This is a genomic window from Lewinella sp. W8 (assembly GCF_004375085.3).
Lineage (GTDB): Bacteria > Bacteroidota > Bacteroidia > Chitinophagales > Saprospiraceae > Neolewinella.
Genome location: NZ_SNAQ03000033.1, coordinates 1 through 16,323, shown reverse-complemented (window position 1 = coordinate 16,323; position 16,323 = coordinate 1). Strand labels below are relative to the sequence as shown.

The 16,323-nt window shown below is 55.2% G+C and carries 22 protein-coding genes and 1 tRNA gene; 21 read left to right on the top strand and 2 right to left on the bottom strand.

Annotated features, from left to right (window positions below):
* Positions 1-15: 15 nt before the first annotated feature.
* From E1J53_RS23290 to E1J53_RS23255, 8 genes are all read left to right on the top strand, one after another.
* Positions 16-85 (top strand) — tRNA-Pro (locus tag E1J53_RS23290).
* Between the two features lie 536 nt (positions 86-621).
* Positions 622-1,947 (top strand): hypothetical protein, encoded by a 1,326-nt coding sequence (locus E1J53_RS23285; RefSeq protein WP_134272886.1) that lies wholly within the window; start codon positions 622-624, stop codon positions 1,945-1,947.
* Positions 1,948-1,957: 10 nt separating this feature from the next.
* A complete protein-coding gene (locus E1J53_RS23280; RefSeq protein ID WP_134272887.1) occupies positions 1,958-2,242 on the top strand; it encodes a hypothetical protein in 285 nt (94 codons plus the stop codon).
* A 3-nt stretch (positions 2,243-2,245) separates the two neighbouring features.
* Entirely contained in the window at positions 2,246-2,602 is a 357-nt protein-coding gene (locus tag E1J53_RS23275) for a hypothetical protein (RefSeq protein ID WP_134272888.1), read from the top strand.
* 100 nt (positions 2,603-2,702) lie between these two features.
* Positions 2,703-3,533 (top strand): hypothetical protein, encoded by an 831-nt coding sequence (locus E1J53_RS23270; protein ID WP_134272889.1) that lies wholly within the window; start codon positions 2,703-2,705, stop codon positions 3,531-3,533.
* Positions 3,534-3,735: 202 nt separating this feature from the next.
* Positions 3,736-4,368, top strand: a complete 633-nt coding sequence (locus E1J53_RS23265; protein WP_134272890.1) for a hypothetical protein — start codon at positions 3,736-3,738, stop codon at positions 4,366-4,368.
* 83 nt (positions 4,369-4,451) lie between these two features.
* Positions 4,452-4,799 carry a hypothetical protein gene (locus E1J53_RS23260; RefSeq protein WP_134272891.1) on the top strand — a complete coding sequence of 116 codons (348 nt, stop codon included), beginning with the start codon at positions 4,452-4,454 and terminating at the stop codon, positions 4,797-4,799.
* A gap of 14 nt (positions 4,800-4,813) precedes the next feature.
* Positions 4,814-5,110 carry a hypothetical protein gene (locus E1J53_RS23255; RefSeq protein WP_134272892.1) on the top strand — a complete coding sequence of 99 codons (297 nt, stop codon included), beginning with the start codon at positions 4,814-4,816 and terminating at the stop codon, positions 5,108-5,110.
* A 181-nt stretch (positions 5,111-5,291) separates the two neighbouring features.
* Here E1J53_RS23255 and E1J53_RS23250 read toward each other — a convergent pair whose 3' ends face one another.
* Positions 5,292-5,921, bottom strand: coding sequence for a hypothetical protein (locus tag E1J53_RS23250; RefSeq protein ID WP_134272893.1), 630 nt, complete (start codon positions 5,919-5,921; stop codon positions 5,292-5,294).
* 155 nt (positions 5,922-6,076) lie between these two features.
* Complete coding sequence (locus E1J53_RS23245) at positions 6,077-7,102, bottom strand: hypothetical protein (protein ID WP_134272894.1); 1,026 nt, start codon at positions 7,100-7,102, stop codon at positions 6,077-6,079.
* A 382-nt stretch (positions 7,103-7,484) separates the two neighbouring features.
* Here E1J53_RS23245 and E1J53_RS23240 point away from each other — a divergent pair, with 382 nt between their 5' ends.
* The 13 genes from E1J53_RS23240 to E1J53_RS23180 form a co-directional block, all read left to right on the top strand.
* Positions 7,485-7,772 carry a hypothetical protein gene (locus tag E1J53_RS23240; RefSeq protein WP_134272895.1) on the top strand — a complete coding sequence of 96 codons (288 nt, stop codon included), beginning with the start codon at positions 7,485-7,487 and terminating at the stop codon, positions 7,770-7,772.
* Between the two features lie 100 nt (positions 7,773-7,872).
* On the top strand, positions 7,873-8,355 hold the full coding sequence (locus tag E1J53_RS23235; protein WP_134272896.1) for a hypothetical protein: 483 nt from the start codon (positions 7,873-7,875) through the stop codon (positions 8,353-8,355).
* The gene (locus E1J53_RS23230; RefSeq protein WP_134272897.1) at positions 8,352-9,815 is read left to right on the top strand and encodes a transglutaminase-like domain-containing protein; all 1,464 of its coding nucleotides are present in this window, start codon (positions 8,352-8,354) and stop codon (positions 9,813-9,815) included. Before E1J53_RS23235 ends, E1J53_RS23230 begins: the two co-directional genes overlap by 4 nt.
* A gap of 33 nt (positions 9,816-9,848) precedes the next feature.
* Positions 9,849-10,127 carry a hypothetical protein gene (locus tag E1J53_RS23225; protein WP_134272898.1) on the top strand — a complete coding sequence of 93 codons (279 nt, stop codon included), beginning with the start codon at positions 9,849-9,851 and terminating at the stop codon, positions 10,125-10,127.
* Between the two features lie 66 nt (positions 10,128-10,193).
* Entirely contained in the window at positions 10,194-10,613 is a 420-nt protein-coding gene (locus E1J53_RS23220) for a hypothetical protein (protein WP_134272899.1), read from the top strand.
* A gap of 65 nt (positions 10,614-10,678) precedes the next feature.
* Positions 10,679-11,365 carry a hypothetical protein gene (locus E1J53_RS23215; protein WP_134272900.1) on the top strand — a complete coding sequence of 229 codons (687 nt, stop codon included), beginning with the start codon at positions 10,679-10,681 and terminating at the stop codon, positions 11,363-11,365.
* A gap of 71 nt (positions 11,366-11,436) precedes the next feature.
* Positions 11,437-11,871: a hypothetical protein gene (locus tag E1J53_RS23210; RefSeq protein WP_134272901.1), complete on the top strand. Its 435-nt coding sequence runs from the start codon at positions 11,437-11,439 to the stop codon at positions 11,869-11,871.
* Positions 11,872-11,881: 10 nt separating this feature from the next.
* Entirely contained in the window at positions 11,882-12,667 is a 786-nt protein-coding gene (locus tag E1J53_RS23205) for a hypothetical protein (RefSeq protein WP_134272902.1), read from the top strand.
* Positions 12,660-13,061, top strand: coding sequence for a hypothetical protein (locus E1J53_RS23200; RefSeq protein ID WP_134272903.1), 402 nt, complete (start codon positions 12,660-12,662; stop codon positions 13,059-13,061). The genes E1J53_RS23205 and E1J53_RS23200 overlap by 8 nt, the downstream gene beginning before the upstream one ends.
* A 4-nt stretch (positions 13,062-13,065) precedes the next feature.
* Complete coding sequence (locus E1J53_RS23195; RefSeq protein ID WP_134272904.1) at positions 13,066-13,437, top strand: hypothetical protein; 372 nt, start codon at positions 13,066-13,068, stop codon at positions 13,435-13,437.
* Complete coding sequence (locus E1J53_RS23190) at positions 13,434-14,141, top strand: hypothetical protein (RefSeq protein WP_134272905.1); 708 nt, start codon at positions 13,434-13,436, stop codon at positions 14,139-14,141. Before E1J53_RS23195 ends, E1J53_RS23190 begins: the two co-directional genes overlap by 4 nt.
* 13 nt (positions 14,142-14,154) lie before the next feature.
* Entirely contained in the window at positions 14,155-15,597 is a 1,443-nt protein-coding gene (locus tag E1J53_RS23185) for a hypothetical protein (protein ID WP_134272906.1), read from the top strand.
* Positions 15,594-16,323: collagen-like protein (locus E1J53_RS23180; protein WP_173021616.1), on the top strand; the 730-nt coding region annotated here is incomplete at its 3' end. The genes E1J53_RS23185 and E1J53_RS23180, both read left to right, overlap by 4 nt.

Sequence of the window (16,323 nt, the reverse complement as noted above, 5' to 3'; positions counted from 1 at the left end):
TGGGCGGAGGCTTTTACCGGGAATGGTTAGAGGCCAAATCGGCCTTTGGGTGGCAAGCGGGGTTCGATTCCCCGCCCCGGTACCATCAGGGTTATGCCCTAACAAACGAGAATCAATGATCAGAAAAAATAGTCGACTCGCCTCCTTGTTCGGTTTATCGGCTTTGCTCTTTGGAGAGCAAGCACCTACCCTGCCGGTAATGATAAAGCCTACGCCTTGGGAAAGACATCGGTCGAAATCTAACGGCGGTGGCAAAAAAACCAGTAGGAACCGAGCCTATGCGAAGAAGCGAAAGACCAGGAAAAGCAAGAACCGAGCAGAACGCAAAGCCCGCTGCATGCAGCGGCGGTATCAATAGGGTTTCTAGGTGTTTTTCTCCTCCTCCGCGAATGCGCGGAGGAGGCTTGCCGGGGAAGGTCCCCGGAGGGGTTCGACTCCCCTCCCCGGCTCCATTTTTCATGAGATTATCGAAGCGGGTGCGGTCCAAACTTTAGGTCGTCTACCGCGCCCGCCTTTCTCTCATGCTTTACGTCAAACTCGGCAGGTCTTAGCGGTCCTGCGGGAAGCCCCCGGCGCACTTCGGTTCGCCGGGGTCGCTTCCCACTCTTATTGCAACATAACATGATCGAACTGAAGATCGCCAAATCGTACAAGCTCCTGGACCTGGCCACCGACCTGTGGAACGGCAATAACCCCCAGTACGGGAAGCGGATGAACAGCAACCACATCCAGCTCATGAAGCAACTCTTTTGGCTACTCAAGAAGCAGGCCAGCAACTACCAGTTGACGGCACCAGCGGCCACGGACGGCTACCTGATGCGTCCCCTGCGGGTCAACAACAAGCAGCTGGCCAAGTACCTCAAATGCAGCGAACGGACGGTGCGCAACCTCCGCAAGCGCCTGAAGCTGGCCAGCTGGATCAGCGAAGTGTTCCACGGCAGCAACAGCAGCTACGAAATCCACATCAACCCCGACCTACTCCACCTGGAGGAATCGACCACCGGCGCAAAGAAAAATCTGGCCCCGATTTTCCTCCGGCGGCCGGGTATGCGGAAAGTTTTGCCACATACTCCAACGGGTGTACCCAGTCAGGTTACCAATAAATTAAATGAATTAAGCGGCGGCGAAACGCCGTTAGGGCTTGAAAATCAAGCTCCTGCGGATGCTGGCGCTGTGGAAAACCCACTGAAACCGGTGGAGAAGCTCCAAAACGGCGCTACGCCTACGGCAGATGCACCGGGTACACCGGGGTACAAGACCGGTTACAAACCCGGCAGGTCGGACCTGGCGAGCAAACCGCAAAACCCCGAACGGGTTACCCCTCCAAAAAAAGTTCCGCGAAAAAAAGGTTCCGCCGCCCCGGCCTTCCCCGCTACCCTTCCGGAGAGCATGGAGGAGATCACCGGCCACCTGAATCGCCGCGAACGGCAGGTGCTCCAACGCCTGGTGGACACGATGTGGAACACCGCCCGCCGCGAACTCTACGCCCACGACTGGCTGGATGAGCGGCAGCAGCAGATCGGAAAGATCGCCCTGGCCGAATACCTGGTCTACGCTCCCTTCGACCGTCGCCGCTGGAAACGCGGGGCCAACGAAGTGATCGCCCGCATCCAGCTGGCGGCCCGCTGGGTAGAACGCCGGCAGAAGGCCGGCAAAAAGGCCTGGATTCCCATTCCGGAGGTGTACTTCGACGTGCGCAACGACTCCGGCGGCTTCCGCAACACCAAAGCCTGGTACAAGGCCCACCTGCGCAACGTGACCACCATCAAAAACAAGGAGCTGCTGACCAAGGCCCGCAACGAGTACCTGCGGAGCCTGGAGGACGGGGCTAAGGTCGGCCCGGTTGAAGCGCTACGGCGCATCCTGCAACGCCTCGGGAAGCGGTCCCCCGCCCTGGCCGAGGAATTCAAAACGTCAATTCTCAACGTAGCCCAACCGGCTGCATAAATTCAATCCAATGGCAACGCTAAGACGCCACGTCCGATCGGACAAACCCTCCAGCGCCGGAAGCATCAAGCTTTCGGTCTACTTCAAAGACCACCGGGATCCCAACGGCCGCCCTAAAACCTTTTGGGGCAACAAAAAATACCCGATGGACAAACAGATCACCCGCTTTCGTAGCCTGGTGACCGGCAAATGGTCCGGGAAGGTCGATTGGGCCGCGATCTACGACTGCAGCGCCGGCCGCTACGGTAAGAAGATCGCTGAGTTCAAAAACGGCAGCTGGCACGCGAACTTCTAAATCATGAACCAGCAACTCGCCCACCCCCACCCCGTAGCGGCAGAAATGCCCATCGTCGATCGGGTCTACGCCCTGAAGCTCGACAGCATGGAGGTAGACTTCCTGAAGTGGTTCATCGTCCACACCCTGGAAGGCGTCAAGGACCCGGACTATCTCCTGGAGCTGTGCACCCTGGCCGAAATCGGCCGCCGTTTCCGGAAGCGCTTCGACGAGCCCCGGAACTGCACCATGAACCTGCTGGCCCACGAGGCCATCGCCCTGAAACGGATGCTCTGGCTGCCGAAGCTTCCCAACCAGGCCAACGTTTTCCGCAACGCCATCCACGGCCGGCTGGATCAACTCATGCCCGGCATTCACTAAACCAAACAAGCCCCGCCCACGGCTTAACCGGGACGAGGCTCATCTTCAAACCGGACCGGCATTCGATAGCAGTTGATTCCGGTCCAATCACAACAAAGTTATGGGATTTTACACGCAATCATTTAAGATCAGCACGGCCGCGATCAGCGCCAACGGCCAGTACCGCGCCTTCGCGGTGGCCATGCGGCTGCTGAACGCGGCGCTCACCTTCGCCTTCGGCTTCCGTTACGGGGCCTACATCATTCCCACGGGCAACGCCACCCTATCGGCCATCCTGGGGGGACTAGCCTTCGCCCTCATCTTCGACGTGGCGGCCTTTGGCTGGGACGCTGCGGCCCGCCGTGACGGCATCAGTCCGGAGCAGCGACTTAAGGCGGACAACATGGCCACCGTCAGCATGTGGGCCAGCACGGCCATCAGCGCCGTGCAGTTGGCGCTCACCACCCCATTGGTGGATCTGTCGGCCATGTACGACGGCATCGGCATGGCGGCCCTGGCCATGAGCACCGTCCTGCTGGCGGCCCACTTCGTGCAGGCCTTCGCCTACCGCAACCTTTCTCCGGAGTCCATTGAGGCCCGCATCGACGCGGAGCTGCGCTCTACCCTCCAGGCCATGCAGCGGAGGCAGCGGGAGGAGCTGGCCCTGAAGGTCACTGACCGGGTGGCCGAACGGATGATCGACAACATCGACCGCTTTGCCGACCTGGAGGCTGCGAAGGTTTGGAAGAAGCTGACCACGGACATGGGCCACGGAAATACGGGCGGCGGAGCGCAGGTGCAAAGTTCACCCGAAGCTGAGCCGACGAAAACCGAGACTTCCCCACCCACCGAGCCCGCCACCGAAACCGATGCCGACTTCATCGACTACGAAGAACTGAAGGGAAACGCCCGCACCGGCCTGCACGAGAACCTGAACATGGCCGGCGCGTAACCCACTGCCTGTACTGCGGCCGGGATATCCGGCACCGTGATCATCGAGCTAAGTTCTGTTCCCCGCTTCATCGACAAAGGTTCATGCGGCACTTTCAAGTGGAACGGACAACGCTCTGACTAACAATTGACTAAAACTTTCATATCCGGTCACCGGCGGGCCATTCCTGTGCCCGCTGGTGACCGAAAAACAACCACAAATCATGCGCCAAGCAAACTACATCATGGCCGTTGCAGTCTTCTTTTTTGCAGGCTACCTCTGCGCCAAGGGCATTGCCTACCAGGAGGCCCACCCACCGGGCGAAGCCGCTCCGGTCGTCGTTCCTTCCGCCGACGTCTTCCCCGACGCCATCCGCTTCATCCCCGACGGTCTGGGGAATCTCCGGTCCGCAGCCTTGACGGCCGAAGAACTGGAAAACGCCCTGGCCACCGGCCGCATCCGTTACGTCCTTCGCCTGAACGGCGACGGCAAAAACGACCGGGGCCCCATCAGCACGGCGGAGGAACGCGCCATCTGTGAGCGTTACGGCGTCGAGTACGTCACCAGTCCCGGTCTGCCGTTCTTCGATGGCCACGCCGGCTACGAGCAGGGTAGGGGCTACGTGAAGTCCTACGAACGCGCCCAGCAGTATCTCCGCCGGGGTGGTGTCCTGATCCACTGTCGGCACGGCCATGACCGTACCGGTGCCATCGTGGGGGCCTGGCTGGCTCACCAGGACTACAACTTCCCCATGATCATCACCCACAACAACTGGCAGGGCTACGGCGACCGTGTCGCTGCCTACGCGCCGTACATGGAAACGGTGCGGGGGCAGTTGGAAAAGGTAGGACGATGAGTAGGGGCCAAAAGCGTAAATGCAGGGTACCCCGGTGCGGTAAAGCACCCGCACCGGGGAAAACCATTTGCTCCCGTTGCTACATGCGCAAATGGAGGAAGGAAAACCCGATCAAAGCAGCTTACGCTAACCTGAAGGCCAACGCCAAACGCAGAGGGAAGGAATTTACCATCACCATAGATCAATTCCGGCAATTCTGCCAGCAGACCGACTACATCAAGAGAAAGGGGAGGAAAGCCACCTGTTACCACGTCGATCGCATCGACGAAACCAAAGGCTACACCATCGATAACATCCAGGCATTACCGAACCGGGATAACGTGCGCAAGTACGTCCGCTTTAACGCCCATTACGATCATCGGAGCAGACAGATGCTATTCTTCACTGACGTGGTGAGGGAGGAGGAGGATGGGGAGGAGATGCCGTTTTAATCTATCAAATCGAAATGAAAGATCACTTAACAATAAGTCAATCGGTATCCATAGACATTGAGCGTCTAACCGGCAGTAGCTGGGTGGAATGGGCAGACACCAACCTTGAAAAAATAGCAGGATTAGCTAAGGGAAATGAGATAAATGAGGCTACCAAAATGATCGAAGCCATTGTGCCAGATCATATTGAGGGCAGCAAAGGAGCCTGGGCAACACTGGGCTTATACAGGGCAATTAATCAAGGCTTAGTGAAATTAAATGGGATCGGCTCACACAAGGGCAAAAATTACATTTCATCTTCTTGTTCTTGAAACCGAGGCCGCAACCGTAGGAAAAACTAAACGAACGGAAATCGTCTGGCTCAACCTCCGCGCTGCGGCGGTGCAGCGGCAAATGAGAATATCCCCCCCAATATTGGTTAAATCTCTAAATTTCAAGGCCAATTAATGGCTATTACAGGGCACATGAAGGTGTATATTACATTAACCCTGCCTAATGCAGTATCGATTGTATTAGTTCGTATGCCCCCCAAATCAATAGCCCGTACAAAATAATTTTCACAATGTTCCCCAGGATTGACCGCGGAGGACCTATTGGGGAATAATGGTGTCTTGTATGTACTTTTCTTTTTAACTTGCTATTATTTCGATAGGTTGGTTTTTCTTTCCACTTCTCATATTCGTATGATTCCGATATCAATCTGTGTAGTTGGTGGGCTTGAAAATCATTAGGTCTTTTCCTTTTCTCGGATTCAGATTCGAATTTAAGTTTTTCAATCTCTTCTTTATTTTTTGCCATGAACAACTTTTGAAACAGCCCGATTCTTGGGCTGTTGAATTCGTCATTATTCTTTGACATATTTGATTCAACCTCGGACAATAGCTCAATTAAATCATTAAGTATGACATTTCTGGTGTTGTCATACACTGGTAGTGTTCCAAGCGATTCTTTTTTAACTAATTCTTGGAATCGATTAGAAATTATTGAAGTTTGGTGAAAAATATCTCTTAAATATTCTTTACTTCTAGTCTCATTTAAGAGCTTTTCAATAGCGATTTTTGTATTGCCTTCGGCAACCATCTCTTTTACTTCATATACCCACCTGTAATTGTTTTCCTCCATAAATTTTATTCTTTACATTGACGCTCTACTTGTGGTGTAATATTCATCATTATCATTATTTGATCTTACGTGGATTCCTAATCAGCTACAGTACACATGACAAAGTGACCAATTAAGTCTTGCTACATATTTTCGAGAGAGGTCTTGCGTAATTACTAAATTTGATTAATCTTAAATGCTTTCTCGAAACCATGATTTCCTGCTGCTTGAATTAAATCTTTTCTTAATAAATTGTAGACAATAATGTTCTTTAAATTGTCATAGATGACAATTCTGTCAAGGTTTAAAAATTTATTTTGGTAAATTTTGTCAATCCTATTTTTGGGAGAAAATTCTTGATTTAAGAATTTTGTAATTACTGATTCGAGGAAATAGGTATTTCCATCCGTTGTTCTACGATGATACTCTGAAAAAGATTCGTAATCCTCCTTTTTTCTTCCTCTTCTGTATCCCGAATAATCTAACATCGCTATCTTGAATGCCTCATCTTCAAATATCTTCTTCTGAAAAGAAGATAGATTTATTTTTTTTGACCAATTGTCTACAATCTTTTCTTGAAGATATTTCCTCAGTAAGAGGCCAGAAGAAATTGCCAGCAATAAAAGTGTGGCATAAGAAACTGTTCCTTCATTAAGGAAGGGTGCATATTTTGCGAATAAATTGGCTACTTTTTCAACCTGGAGCAATAAGTTAAATAACAAGCCCAATATGGCAATTAATCCAATTGCATAGACATTGACTCTATTCAGTTTATATAACTCTAAAAGCTTTTTGGTTTCTTTCTCAGCATTATTATTTCGCAGCAGAGTTATTTCGTCATTTAATTCCTTAATTCTTGCTTTGCATAAATCAATTTCCTTGTTCAGGTTATTGTTTTTCTGTTCTAATCGCAAATTTTCTTGCTTAGATTCAATTAAGTCAAAATTATTTTCAACCCTAACTAATTCATGGACATGATTTATTGGTTTACTGGTTATGTGCTTGCCAAATTCTTCTAATAACTCTGTCAATTCTTTAAATTTTTCTTCATAATCTACTTTGGCATCAATATTAGTTGTCTTGTCAGGGTGATATCTATTCCTGGTTTTCTCCAACAACTTATACAGTTGTGTGTCAGATAAATCTGTTGACTCCCTTATGTCTAATGCTTTCTTCACTCTTTCAAGTATTTCTTCCATCATTTTTCTATTTAATTATCTTAAACCATGGAGCATAACACTACGCATATACTCGAAAAACCTTCTGACAAAACAATACCTATGTTTGTGTTGCCCAGAACAATAATTGAATAAGTTGCAAATTAATACATACACCGTTTCTATTCAAACAAAAAACCCCACCACGCATCAGCGCAGCAGGGCATGTACATAGCTCGAAAGCTCTCATTGCCTGGTAAAAGTAGGGGGTAGGGAGCATTCGGGACGGACCTTAACTTATAACAGGTTGTTTTAATTTACGGAAAGGGCTACTTTTACTGGTAAAGAGGGGAAAGTAGAGCAGAAGTGCAGCAAAATTGAAGCCAAAGTAGAGCAGAAGTTAAGCTCTGGAGTGTACTCATTGCCCATGAAAGCTTTATCCCAACCGGCCGAAAAGGCCCCCAATCTGCCGCGCTGCGTGCGTAAGTACCAGCTGCGGGATTACTTCGGATGTTCCTACCGCCATTTGTGGCGATTCATCATTACCGAAGACCTGTTTTTGTCCTGGGGCTATGATCCGGACAAGCTCAAACGCCGCCGGATCTTCTCTCCGGAGTTGACCAAACTTATCTATACGCACTTCCAGATCCGGGACCTGGACGCTGATCTGAGCGAAGAAATCACGGGTGCGATGCAAGAAAACCAAGGAAGTTGATGCCTTTGGTGGCCTTTGGCTGCGCATTGTAGCCTTGGCGGACCCTATGTTCTTGGGGTAGGGGATGGCTTCCCTTACTTCGAGGTCGCAATCAGAAGGGATGAGCCAACTCCTCAAGATCGCTGGCGGCCTGGCCCTGCTCAACTTATTGTTGGGCAGCCGGGTCACCGGAGCGATTTACGACCGGATCGAATATGACCTTGCCGGCATCCGCCGGCAGGATGTGCGGATGGACGTCCGGGATGGTCGCGTGGTGGCCCTGGTGAATCTGCGGTTGTTCCTCAAACAGATGTTCGGCATCACCCTTTCGGTGACCGGCGTGGACCTGGCCTTTACCCAGCAGGGGAGCAACCTGGGAATCATCCGGGCCAATCATCGCATCACCCTGCCGCACGCCCGGGCGACGGAAGTGCCCCTCTTGCTGCTGGTCCCGGCGGGTAACTTCCTGGATCACCTGCAAACGCTCCTCAGCGGTGGCACGGCCACCGCCCTTGCCCCGATCAATATTTCGGGCAGCATCTATTTATCCAACGGTATGGCGGTACCCGTCCGCCTGACCATGAACTTCCTGAGTTTCGCATGAGTGGAAGTGCCTCGACATTGATCCCGCCGCCCGCCAAGGGCCCGCAGCTCCGCAAGGAAGAATACCGGACGGGCGACATCATGAAGGTGGTCCAGGACATCGTGCGGGGCTACGCCCACGAAACGGAGAAATTCTCCCGGCAATTCTCCCGCTCGGAGGCCGGGCTGAAGAAGCTCTTTAACTGGGTCTACCGCAATTTCATCTACCGGGAAGACCCTCCCGGTAGCCAGTGGGTGCAAACGCCCGCTTACCTCAACCGCCACCGGGTTGGGGACTGCAAGAGCTACACGGCCTTCATCAGTTCGGTGCTCCAAAACCTGGGCATCGATCACTACATCCGCTATGCGGCCTACGGTACAAGCGAGTACCGCCACGTCTATCCCGTTGCCCTGCTCGACGGTAAGCAAATCCCCCTGGACGTGGTCTACAAGGTGCAACACGGTGGACGCTTCGGGGAGGAAAAGCGCTACACCAAAAAAAAGGACATCAAAGTGAAAGGACTCTATCAACTCGGCTCCATTGATATGGGGGCCAGCGAAGAAGAAATCATCGGTCAGCTCAAAATGACGCTGGCCGAAGTCGAAAAGATGGACGCCCAGCTGCCGGCCATCAACCCCAGCCGCGACGTCACCAAGATGACGGCCGGAGAGGTGGACAACCTGATTTGGGCCGACCGCTTTGAGATCCTGGAGGGACTGACCAAGGACAGTGCCCAAAAGTCGGAGTACCGTGCGGCGGCGGCCGCCATGCGTCGGGGAGACATTGCCGGGATCGGTTCGATCCGGAATTCTGCCATCCGCAAGCAGGTAGAGGCTATCCTGAAAAATTCGGTCAAAAAGCAGCGTCCGGCCTTTGCCAATTTCTCCATCAAGATTCCCACCCCGGCCGGGGTGCAGGGACTCTTTAGCGGCATTGGTAATTTCTTCCGCCGGGTGGGGCAGGCCATCGGTAACCTGTTCAAAAAGTTCGTCAACTGGATATTCTCCGGGGTGGGTAAGAAGATGGGCCCCTTCTTCATCTTTCAGTTCCTGCAAAGGGGCAAGATCAAGAGCCCGGAAATCCGCTCGCGCATCGACGCTCAACAGAAAAGCTACACGTTCATTCGCCGACTGGGCAAGTTTGACGATCAGCAGCTGAAGGGCCTCATGCTCAACGGCATCCTGGAGCGTACCGGTAAGTCGCCCAAGCAAATTGCCGAAGAAGAAGGCGTACCCCAAATCGGCAACCTGGTTTCGGTGGTCATCGGGGCCATTCAGTTTGTGGTCAAGGTGGTCGAAAAGGTGGCCGGCATTTTCCGCCGGTCTTCCGGGGATGCGGGCCGCATCGACGAAACGACGATGTCCGATCCTTCTCTTTTCGAGGAGGAGCGCCGACTGCAGCAGCAGGGTGGCGGAGCGGGCAACTTTAACCCGCTGCTGCTCGCGGCGGCCGGGATTCCATTCATTCTAAAGGCGCTGTAACCAAATCTTTCACTTTCAAAATTTCCAACCATCATGGCCAAGAAAACGAAGTATCAGCTTCTGATTTCGGCAAAGAAAAGTCACTGCGCCGGTCGGACGACCAAGGCAACGCTGAACAAGCGCAAGAAAGCCTACATCGACCACGCCACGAAAAAAGGTGGCAAGACCAAAGCCGAAGCCACCGCGATTGCCAATCGCGTAATCAACCGTGGCTGCTCTGCCGGCATCGGCAGCACCAAGAAGAAGAAATCGACCGCCCGTAAGAAGCGGACGACCAAGACTAAAACCACCGCCCGGCGTCGTCGTCGGTAAAGGTGATTCTTTCATAACCATTTCAACCCATCAACTATGTGTGGTTGCAAAAAATCCATTGGATCCATGGCACGCAGATCGCGCTCCCGCTCCACGAAAGTCACTATGGAAGACGCCCTCGCCGTTGGCGCTGGTGCCGTGCTTTCCGTAGTGGCCAACAAAGTCATCAATCAAACCATCCCCGAAAACCTGGCCCCCACGGTCGGTAAGTTCGTACCGATTGCCAAGGCGGCCGGTGGTGCTTACCTGGCCAGCTCGGCCAAGGACCGCCGGCTGAAGATGTTCGGCCTGGGTGTTGCCGCTACCGGTGCACTCGAGCTCGGACAGAAGTTCGCGCCCGAGTTCGTCCAGATCGGCAGCGCCGGGGATATGTACCAGCGCCTGGGTAGCGCGGCTCCGAGCCTGACGGAAATCCCCCTTTCCATCAGCGGCTCCTACGCCGAGCCCGCCATGCTGGGCGTGGACAACGAGATGGCTACGCTCTAGCCTCTGAGCATGATCGGGCAGGAAATGGCTCATCCCTTCCTTGAATCATCCTCAACAAGACAAAAATGTACCCTTCCAATAATCGCATCACCGCGACGAAGATGGCCCAGGATATGGCCGTGCGTATGGGCATGGAGCCCAGTGTGGCCCGTCCCCATCAGCTGCACCTGCTGGCGGCCCTGGACCCCAACAAAAACGAATACCTGATCGGCATCAACGAGCGGGAGCAGAACAAGATCGACCAGTTCGTACCCATCGGGCTGAGTGACCGCGACGGCTTTCTGGCCGTGGGCATGGCCGTCGGCATCCTGCCCGCTCCGGTGGTCAACGGTGTGCCCATCCTGGCCGCCGCCCTGCCGGTCTTCCATCCCGATCCCAACATCTTCGACGGCCCGCCGGCCGTTGCCGGAGAGCTGAGCGAGGCCCAGCAGGTGACCCTGCTCTACAACTCCAAGTTCTCCCTCCAGTCGGGCACCGAAAAGCGCATCGAGGATCACCCGACGCTGCCCTTCTGCTACGTCCCCGAAACCCAGGCGAGCGCCTCGACGGCCAACGTCCTGAACGGGATGGAACTCAAGCCGCTGGGAGCCTCCGTAGCCTTCGCCGGTGCGGACAAGAGCCACCTGACCTTCCGGGTAGACAGCAAAGACCGAAGCCTCATTGCCGGCACGGCCACCCGCAAGAATTACCTCTACGTGATTCTGGATGGTGCCATCATCGAGGGAGCCAACAACTTCCTTTTCGCCAAGTAGGCGAACCCGTAACCTTTGTTTTTCATGGGAGCCCGCTCTAGTCGGGTGGGCTCCCGTTTCAATCCATTCTCATGGCTTACGAGAACATTGTCCGGGGTGCCTACAAGGAAGGTGCCAACGGCCCGGCCATCTGGCGGGAGAACATCATCGTTCCCCTCAAAAATCCGATCAAGGACTACCGGCTGGAAGAACGCTCGACGGTCGAAGGCCACCACGCCGTGGGCCTCTACGTGACCCCGCCCGGGGTGACGCTGCGCGACGGCTCCACCGTGGCAGCTGCGGCCATCTTCAATACCGCCTACCTGGTGCTGCGCAACGGTTCGGATGAGGTCATCACCCACCTGTACCTATCTCAGATCCTGGCGGCCAACGAAGCGGGTTGCCCCTTCGAGATCAGCCTACCCGGAAAGATCACCATGTCCGATTCTTCCCTGGTGGTGCAGGACGGCCCGAACGTCCAGGCCGATACCGTGCTGGAAATCCAAATCGAATACGTCCGTCAATAGTCCCGACACCATGGCAACCTTTGCTACACTCACCGTTGAACAGTTCATGCACCGGTTCTTCATCGAAGAATCGCCCTACTGGCGTATCTACAACGCCCACCGCTCCAAGGAGCTCATGACCAAGTACCGCCCGGACGCCGACGGCACCATTGCCGAGGTAGAGGTACTGGATTACAGCTGGATGCAGCTCCAGATGTTTTTCGAGAACTCCCCCGGTGGGGTAGGGAAGATCATTCTCAAAAAGAACGAGAACGACAACAACATGAACAGCCCGACTTACTACGTCAAGTGGGGCGCAAGCGCAGGTGCCAGCCTGCCCGGGATCGGCAATGCAATGGGAGCCGGAGTATCGGCAGAAACCCAGCAGATGCTTCAGATGCAGCGGGAGATGTACGAAGGCCGCATTAGTGATCTGAAGGACATCATGAAGCTGCGGCACGAGCTGGAACAACGGGAAGCCGAAATCGAAGGACTCTTGCAGCCCGGTATTCAGGAACAGCTCATCAGCGGCGGGATTGACCTGCTCAAAACCATGGTCGGCCGTCCGATGGCGGCTCCGGCGCAGCTGGGCACCATCGGGGAGGGAGAACCGCCCCGGGAGACGCCCCCGCCAACCGACAATCAGGCCCGGCCGCTGAGTATGGATCAGGCCTTCAATGACCTGGTGGCACTCAAACAGCTGGTGCCGGGCATTCACCCCAACGATGCTCTGCGGGCCGTGGTGCTCTTTGCCCAACAGGATCCCGGACAAGCGACCACCTATTTGAACATGCTAATCAAACAGGTAAATGGGTAGTTCCAACAACGTCACCAAACCGGCCATCGACGTGCTGGGTAACCTGCGGCGAATGGTCCATCTGCTCAATCGCATGGCGGGTGGCCGTATCGAGATCGAGCGCGACGTGATCTACGAAAATAACCGTCACTACAACCTGGACGGTGCCGTACACGTCCGCTTCATCAACCGGGGGCAGTCCCCGGTGCTGCTCGATGATCAGGAAGTCCTACTCCCCGGCGAAGCCTTCATTGAGGGCGATACCGCCGGCCCGGGGCTGAAGCACAGCTATTCGATCAGGTTTATCGATGAGCTTCCCGAAAAGGCTCCGCTGCCGGCACCCGAAACCGCCAATCCACCCTTTGAGCAGCCGGGCAATTATCTGGACGTGCGCATCATGCGTCGCAAAATCTGATGCCATGCCGGAAATGCGCAAAGAACGGGCGGCAGCAGCGGCGGTAAACCTGGAGGGAATCTCCATTGAAACCGATCCGGTGACCAGCGGGGTAACCAAAGAACGCCGCTGGGAAACCCAGGACGCGGCCGTGACGCTTCCCGCCGGTGCCTATTCGGTCCACGTCCGCCATACCGACCCCACCGGTGGCCAGATCACGGTCAACGGTGAAGCCCTCGGCTTCAACCGCTACTACGAACGATCCAGCCGCGAAGACCTGGTGAACCGAACGCAGGACTTTACTCCCGAAGTGGTGATCCTCAACCCCCAGACAAAGAAGGTGACCATCACGGTTTCCTACCCCTCATCCTCTAACGTAAATCCCCAAGACTTATGAAGCTGACCTTCGCAAAAATTCTGTTCCTGGCAACGCTTCTGTTTGCCCTCTGCTACGACCTTTCGGCCCAAGTGGACGGCGGGGGTGGCCCGCTGGTCACGATTGACTTTGAGCCGGTCTGTGACGACGGAACCACGGCCTTTCACATCCTGCAATTCGTGGTGGGGGAGTCCGCCCCCAACTCCCTGGGCTACGTGGACGGGGAAGGTAACGCCTACACCCCCACGGGAACGCCGGAGGCTGGAGCCTGTGCCGGTACGGTAGCCGCAGCCCCGGACTACACGATGGCCGTCACCGCCCTGTGTGATTCTGGCACCCCCTTCTACCGGGTAGCCGTCTTCACCGACAATACTCTGACGCCTACGGCCACGGCAGACTACGAGTTGGACCTATCTACGGCCTACACGCCCGCCGGTACGGTCTACGACGGCCCCTGCTTTACTTCGGCCACGGCCACCATTACCCGAGTCGTGGCCACGGGCGCGGGCTCGGTTCCCGCCGGGACGGCTAGCTACTCGATCTGTAACGAAGGGACGGCCGACGCTTCGGTGACCATCGGCGGGGGATCGGCCACTACCCTGATCCCCGGTAGCTGCATCAGCTTCGCGGCCACCGTAGACCCGGTTTCCCGGCAGCGTCGGATTGCCCCAGCGGTAACCTACGATGCTACCGGGACCGAACTATCCATCCTCTACGAACAGTAAGCCCACCACCGCCATGCGCTTCCTCCTTACGCTGCTCCTTTTCGGTATTGTCTGCACCTGCGTCCGCGCCCAGGTAAACGGTGCCGTGGATGCGGAGTACACGGACTTTTGCATGGTCGATTCTTTGCCCGGCGGTCAGCTGATCCGCTTTCGCCGCCTGGTCAATATCTCCACCCTGGAGGTAAAGGACATCAACCCGGTAACCGGGGGGCTTTACACCGTGGCCGGTACGCTGTTTTCCTGCGAAGAAAAAGACGCTCCCCGAGTAGAGAATGATCCGCTGACGGACTTTTACGAGAACTGTCAGTGTACCTACACCAGTAGCCAGCAAGATCATCGGGTGATCGAACTAAGGGGAGGGCTAGATCAAGATTATACGGTCGAGTATCAGGAGGTAGTTACCCGGAAATGCTCCTCCGAGAGTAGCCCGGTCGTGATCTTCCGCGACACCCTGACCCGGACAGATCCTTTCCGGACCACCAACCGGATCGAATACCAGATTGAGTTTACTCCGGGGCAGTACGTCGATGATCTGAACGTGCGGCGCTTTCTGACCGGGCAGACGACGGGGAATATCATCATCATTGATCTGGACCCCGCCACCGTACAGGCTACCTACCCGGGCCTGACCCTGAATGCGGCGGACTTTACCTACGATGGCTCCAACCTGGCGGCGATGGCCACCGCCTACCAAACGGTGCTCGATCATGTTTTCCCCACCACGGTCAATCAGCTATCGGTCACCTTCGATGATTTTCTGGACCTGGTTATCATCTCCACCCAGTACATGCACGAACCGACGGGAACCTACGTGATCCTTCCCGGGGCGGACGACCTTAGTTTTGGTGTGAGTGGTACGGCCTCCCTTAACGGGAACGGGATTGTGACCTACGCCCACGGGCTAACCACCAGCACGAGCGACTACCCGACGGCATGTGGCGAAACCGTCAACACGGTAGAAAGTGCGCCGTACTTCTTTTTTGACCCCCTGGAGCCCCGCACGATCCAAACCTTGGTTGGGGTGGACCCTGCGGTGGTTACCCCGCTAAGTAATCCTTTTGCTACCTGTGATGCTCCGCCGGAATTGTGCGCAAGCCTGGCCACTTCGTCGGTGGCCGTCGATGGCTGCCTGACCATCTGCGATACCGTCACCGTCCAGGTCGTCGATACCGTCCGGGTGGTGATCACCGAAGATCAAACCGATTGTACCGGAGCCCAGCAGCAGGGCCACCAGCAAATCACGAATACGACGGGGACCATCCCCGCCGACACCTACCACAGCGCCACCCTGATTGTCCTGAGCGGCACGGTGGCGGTCACCATCAACGGGGTAACCATCGACTATCCGGCCGGGCTTTCGACGCGCTGGGCGGCTCCGGACCCCTGCGACCTTCTCTCTGAATCTTACTCCATCGACGCGACCAACGGTAGCGTCCTCATCCTTACGATGCAATGAAAAGAATTCTAACCCTTGCCCTGCTCTTTATGAGCCTCCTGGCTACCGCCCAAACGGAAGGTAGCTACGTGCGCGTGACTACCGTGGTCGATGTCTTCTTTAGTGGCGATACGCTCAACGTAATCACCACCGATTCGACCTTTCGGGACACCATCCCGGTAACGGTCGGCCCGGCCGGTCTTTCGGCTTACGAAATCTGGCTCGATGAAGGAAACTCGGGCTCCATTGCTGACTTCCTGAACAGCCTAATCGGTCCCCCGGGCGCTACCGGTGATCCGGGCGCCCCCGGCAATGACGGTCTTTCGGCCTACCAAATTTGGCTCAACGAAGGCAACAGCGGCACCGAAGCCGACTTTCTGAACAGCTTAATCGGATCCCCGGGCGCTACCGGTGATCCTGGTGCCGCAGGTAGTGACGGTCTTTCGGCTTATCAAATCTGGCTGAACGCGGGCAACAGCGGCACGGAGGCCGATTTTCTGGCAAGCCTGAAGGGTGAAGATGGACAGGACGGCGTAAGCGCCGGAGACAGCACCGTGACCATTCAGCCAGATTTACTTACTGCCGTTGCCGCCGCTACGGGGACGACCACCTTTATCCCTTGGGACACCCCGATTACTACTTCTCCTTCCTTCTACACTACCGCGAATGCCTGGGAAATTGGAGTAAATGACTCGGCATTCTACCGAGTAAAGATCAACGTGAATTTTAACCGTAACCCTGCTACGA

Excerpts from the sequence above, each read along its gene's own strand:
- E1J53_RS23285 (WP_134272886.1), top strand. The coding sequence starts at position 622 with ATGATCGAACTGAAGATCGCCAAATCGTACAAGCTCCTGGACCTGGCC.
- E1J53_RS23250 (WP_134272893.1), bottom strand. The coding sequence starts at position 5,921 with ATGGAGGAAAACAATTACAGGTGGGTATATGAAGTAAAAGAGATGGTT.
- E1J53_RS23260 (WP_134272891.1), top strand. The coding sequence starts at position 4,452 with ATGCGCAAATGGAGGAAGGAAAACCCGATCAAAGCAGCTTACGCTAAC.
- E1J53_RS23185 (WP_134272906.1), top strand. The coding sequence starts at position 14,155 with ATGCGCTTCCTCCTTACGCTGCTCCTTTTCGGTATTGTCTGCACCTGC.
- E1J53_RS23190 (WP_134272905.1), top strand. The coding sequence starts at position 13,434 with ATGAAGCTGACCTTCGCAAAAATTCTGTTCCTGGCAACGCTTCTGTTT.
- E1J53_RS23215 (WP_134272900.1), top strand. The coding sequence starts at position 10,679 with ATGTACCCTTCCAATAATCGCATCACCGCGACGAAGATGGCCCAGGAT.
- E1J53_RS23240 (WP_134272895.1), top strand. The coding sequence starts at position 7,485 with ATGAAAGCTTTATCCCAACCGGCCGAAAAGGCCCCCAATCTGCCGCGC.
- E1J53_RS23265 (WP_134272890.1), top strand. The coding sequence starts at position 3,736 with ATGCGCCAAGCAAACTACATCATGGCCGTTGCAGTCTTCTTTTTTGCA.
- E1J53_RS23200 (WP_134272903.1), top strand. The coding sequence starts at position 12,660 with ATGGGTAGTTCCAACAACGTCACCAAACCGGCCATCGACGTGCTGGGT.
- E1J53_RS23255 (WP_134272892.1), top strand. The coding sequence starts at position 4,814 with ATGAAAGATCACTTAACAATAAGTCAATCGGTATCCATAGACATTGAG.
- E1J53_RS23245 (WP_134272894.1), bottom strand. The coding sequence starts at position 7,102 with ATGATGGAAGAAATACTTGAAAGAGTGAAGAAAGCATTAGACATAAGG.
- E1J53_RS23220 (WP_134272899.1), top strand. The coding sequence starts at position 10,194 with ATGGCACGCAGATCGCGCTCCCGCTCCACGAAAGTCACTATGGAAGAC.
- E1J53_RS23210 (WP_134272901.1), top strand. The coding sequence starts at position 11,437 with ATGGCTTACGAGAACATTGTCCGGGGTGCCTACAAGGAAGGTGCCAAC.
- E1J53_RS23270 (WP_134272889.1), top strand. The coding sequence starts at position 2,703 with ATGGGATTTTACACGCAATCATTTAAGATCAGCACGGCCGCGATCAGC.
- E1J53_RS23230 (WP_134272897.1), top strand. The coding sequence starts at position 8,352 with ATGAGTGGAAGTGCCTCGACATTGATCCCGCCGCCCGCCAAGGGCCCG.
- E1J53_RS23280 (WP_134272887.1), top strand. The coding sequence starts at position 1,958 with ATGGCAACGCTAAGACGCCACGTCCGATCGGACAAACCCTCCAGCGCC.
- E1J53_RS23235 (WP_134272896.1), top strand. The coding sequence starts at position 7,873 with ATGAGCCAACTCCTCAAGATCGCTGGCGGCCTGGCCCTGCTCAACTTA.
- E1J53_RS23225 (WP_134272898.1), top strand. The coding sequence starts at position 9,849 with ATGGCCAAGAAAACGAAGTATCAGCTTCTGATTTCGGCAAAGAAAAGT.
- E1J53_RS23275 (WP_134272888.1), top strand. The coding sequence starts at position 2,246 with ATGAACCAGCAACTCGCCCACCCCCACCCCGTAGCGGCAGAAATGCCC.
- E1J53_RS23205 (WP_134272902.1), top strand. The coding sequence starts at position 11,882 with ATGGCAACCTTTGCTACACTCACCGTTGAACAGTTCATGCACCGGTTC.
- E1J53_RS23195 (WP_134272904.1), top strand. The coding sequence starts at position 13,066 with ATGCCGGAAATGCGCAAAGAACGGGCGGCAGCAGCGGCGGTAAACCTG.